This window comes from Gemmatimonadota bacterium, from assembly GCA_026706345.1.
Classification (GTDB): domain Bacteria; phylum JAAXHH01; class JAAXHH01; order JAAXHH01; family JAAXHH01; genus JAAXHH01.
This window is the reverse complement of the sequence record JAPOYX010000103.1, coordinates 1-3117: the sequence shown is the minus strand read 5'-3', so window position 1 is coordinate 3117 and position 3117 is coordinate 1. Positions and strand designations below refer to the sequence as shown.

General features: G+C 60.6%; 3 protein-coding genes. 1 reads left to right on the top strand and 2 read right to left on the bottom strand.

Annotation, left to right across the window (positions count from 1 at the left end; translation table 11 throughout):
• Positions 1-1763, bottom strand: a 1763-nt coding sequence (locus tag OXG98_07475; protein MCY3771843.1) for a TonB-dependent receptor plug domain-containing protein, incomplete at its 3' end; no start/stop codon positions are given.
• 406 nt (positions 1764-2169) lie between these two features.
• Entirely contained in the window at positions 2170-2394 is a 225-nt protein-coding gene (locus tag OXG98_07470) for a type II toxin-antitoxin system HicB family antitoxin (protein ID MCY3771842.1), read from the bottom strand.
• 99 nt (positions 2395-2493) lie between these two features.
• Between OXG98_07470 and OXG98_07465 the strand changes: the two genes are divergently transcribed.
• Positions 2494-3117, top strand: a 624-nt coding sequence (locus tag OXG98_07465; protein MCY3771841.1) for an SDR family NAD(P)-dependent oxidoreductase, incomplete at its 3' end; no start/stop codon positions are given.

The following is a 3117-nucleotide window of genomic DNA, read 5'->3' as shown; positions in this document are numbered from 1 at the left end:
CGAAAGCCGGTCCCGATTGACCCGCGCAGCGCCAGATACTCCTCAAGCAGGCTCCAGCGGGCGGCCAGCTTGCCGTCCAGGGATTCGCCGATGCCTTCATGATGCTCGAAGCGGCCCGCGGCGGTGACCAGTACGTTCTCGATGACGTCGGCTTCGAGGTCGAGGTACGCACCGAAGCTGCCCCGTTCGGCCTCCACCGCATTCTCCGGGCGGATAGCCGGATACGCTTGGCCGCCTACGCTGAACCCCTGTGCGGCGAGGCCATGCATTTTCCGTTGCCCATCACATTCTCCGGTGTCATCAGAGCACCAGCCGTCCTTGTCACCGGATTCGATTTCATACTCTTCCTCGCGGTACTCCAGTCCGAAGGCGACATTCAGCGGGGAGTAGAACAGGCCGATGTCGAACGGTCGAGAGAAGTCCAGGTTGAACATCTTGTCCCGCTGCTCGTAGGCCCGTCCGAAGTATCCCGTCGGCATGGCGTCTTTGAGGCGGAGCAGTTGCGGGTTGACGGTGTTCCAGATGTAGTACGTGGTTCTGTGCTGGCCGAACGCGGCACTCATATCGTAGTTCCAGCCATCCAATAGCGCAGAGGCGCTCTGCAACGTCCCGCGCAGGCCGAAAGTGATGCCCCAGTCTTCCACGCCGCCGCGCATCCGCGGGGTGAACCCGCCCGGAAGATTTTGAGCCAACGCGTAACAGTCCGGGTTGCCCTCCAGCGGGGCCAGCGCGGCCAGACCGTTCTGCGTATAATCGCGCGCCAGGATTGTCGGGCAGTTGCCGGTGCCGTCGGGTGTCAGGTCGGCGACCTTGAGACGTTCGCCGTCCAGATACACCCCGGTCGTACCGGTAGGCGCGGACGGATGCGGGCCCCGGAAATACCACGAGTCCAGAATCTGGCGTTCCGCCCAGTTGCCGAAGGCGTAGGCATGGTGAGAGTCGCCGAGATCAAGGCCGAAATTGCCGAAGAATTTATAGTCGTACGGTACGTCCGGCGCGCCCCACACCATCGCGCGATGCTTGACGGGAAGCCCGGCGTCCCTCAACGGCCTTTCTATGTCGAGTTCAGAGCTGCGGTCGGTCGAGTCGGCGTTGGTGAACTCAAAGCTGAGGTTGGCAAAGCCGGCGTCGGTCAGCGGCAGGCCGATATTGGCCGCGGTGCTCACTTGGTCGCCGTCACCCTGATAATACTGGCCCCAGCGGGCTTCGACCGTCCCGCCCTCGGGCGCGTCGCGCAGCACAAAATTCAGCACCCCGGCCACTGCGTCGGAGCCGTACTGCGCACCCGCACCGTCGCGCAGCACTTCGACACGTTTGAGGGCAATGGACGGGATGGAGCGGATATCAACCCCGTGCGCCCCTTGGGCCTGCCCAAAGGTGAAGATACTGATTGCGGAGGAGCGGTGACGGCGTTTGCCGTTGACCAGCACCAGAGTCGAGTCCGGCGGCCGGCCGCGTAATTTTGCCGGGCGGACCAAGGCGTTGGCATCGCCGATGGCGTGCTGTGAGATATTATAGGACGGAACGGTTGCGGCCAGCAGGTTGTTCAGGTCGCGGACGCCGTAATGCTGGAAGCTGTCGCCGTCAATGACATCCACCGGTACAGGCGAGTCCGCTGCGGAGCGGCCAGGCGCCCGGGAGCCGACCACGCGGAGGTCTTCAAGCCCGAAGATAGGTTCTTCCGGCGTTCCTTCCCGGCCGGCCTCCTGCGCGCCGGCTGGCAGCGCGCCAACCAAAACGAAGAGCGACACCAGCAGGAGCAAACGTGTCCAGCATCTCATATCTATTGGAAAGACACGTTCACTCTTGAGGCCGCATTGCCATGGTATCAGTGTTCTCATACACACATTCTCCTTTCCTACCCTACCTCACAGGACGTGTGAGACAGATTGCGTTCCCGGGCGGCCTGGGCTTGGAGCCGCATCCCCTTGGCCAAGTGCTCCACACACCGTCCTATCTCCATCCGGGCCGCGTCCCGATCCTCGGCACGGGCAATGTACAAAGCCGCTTCGGAGTAGGCCCCAAATCACAGGTGTGTCAACGCTTCAAGCGGGAGTTCTTCGATATAACCCTGACCCATCAACAGCCGGAGGTGCTTTCGAACGGTGCTGATTCCAGCCTCGGTGGTCGTCTCGCGCCCGGCATCCGCGCTTAAGACCGCCGGTCCATTCATTCGCTTATGATAGACAATGGCTCACGGATAACCTCACGTCCTCGGATGGTCTCTTCAGCAAGAGTGCGGTTTGCCTCAAGCACGAGTTCAATAGCCTCTTGTAAGTTCACCCGTCCCTCTTCCAGGGTTGCTCCCTGGGTATTCGCCCCCGGCAGTTCTTCCACGAAAGCAATATAGCCTCCCTGTACTTTTTCAAACACGGCTGTCAATTTCACGCTCATAAGGAAGCCACTCTTTCCCATTCGGCGCTCCTTGTCCATGAGGGGCGAAAGAGTATAAGAAAAGCATACTAAAGAGAAAAGGTCAAAAGGAGGAGCACGATGGCAGGCGTATTAACGGGAAAAATTGCGTTGATTACCGGAGCTGGTTCAGGGATCGGGCGCGCCTCAGCCCTCGCCTTTGCACGAGAGGGCGCAACTGTGGTGGTCAGCGATATTATTGTTGACGGAGGCGAGGAGACGGTCCAACTCGTTAAGGCGGCGGGAGGAGAAGCCCGCTTTCTTCAAGTCGATGTCTCGCAAGCCGCCGAGGTTGAGGGGCTCATCACCCAGGTCGTCGAAACGTACGGGCGCCTTGACTGTGCCTATAACAACGCGGGGGTCGAAGGGGAAAACGTGTTGACCGCCGAAACCAGCGAAGAGGGCTGGGACCGCACCATGGCGATTAACCTCAAGGGCGTCTGGCTGTGTATGAAATATGAGATTCTCCAAATGCTCAAACAGGGTGGCGGTTCTATTGTGAACACCTCCTCGGCTTATGGCTTAGTGGGTGGCTACCGCCTGCCGGCCTATATCGCCAGCAAGCATGGCGTGGTCGGGATTACGCGCTCGGCGGCATTAGAGTATGCACAGAGCGGTATCCGCGTGAACTGTGTCTGTCCGGGTGCGATTGAGACGCCCATGGTCAGTCGGCTGACCGAGGGTCAGCCCGAGATGGCCGCCAAG

What these genes read in the sequence shown, in the direction of transcription:
- OXG98_07470 (MCY3771842.1), bottom strand. Translation starts at nt 2,394, where the DNA reads ATGAGCGTGAAATTGACAGCCGTGTTTGAAAAAGTACAGGGAGGCTAT.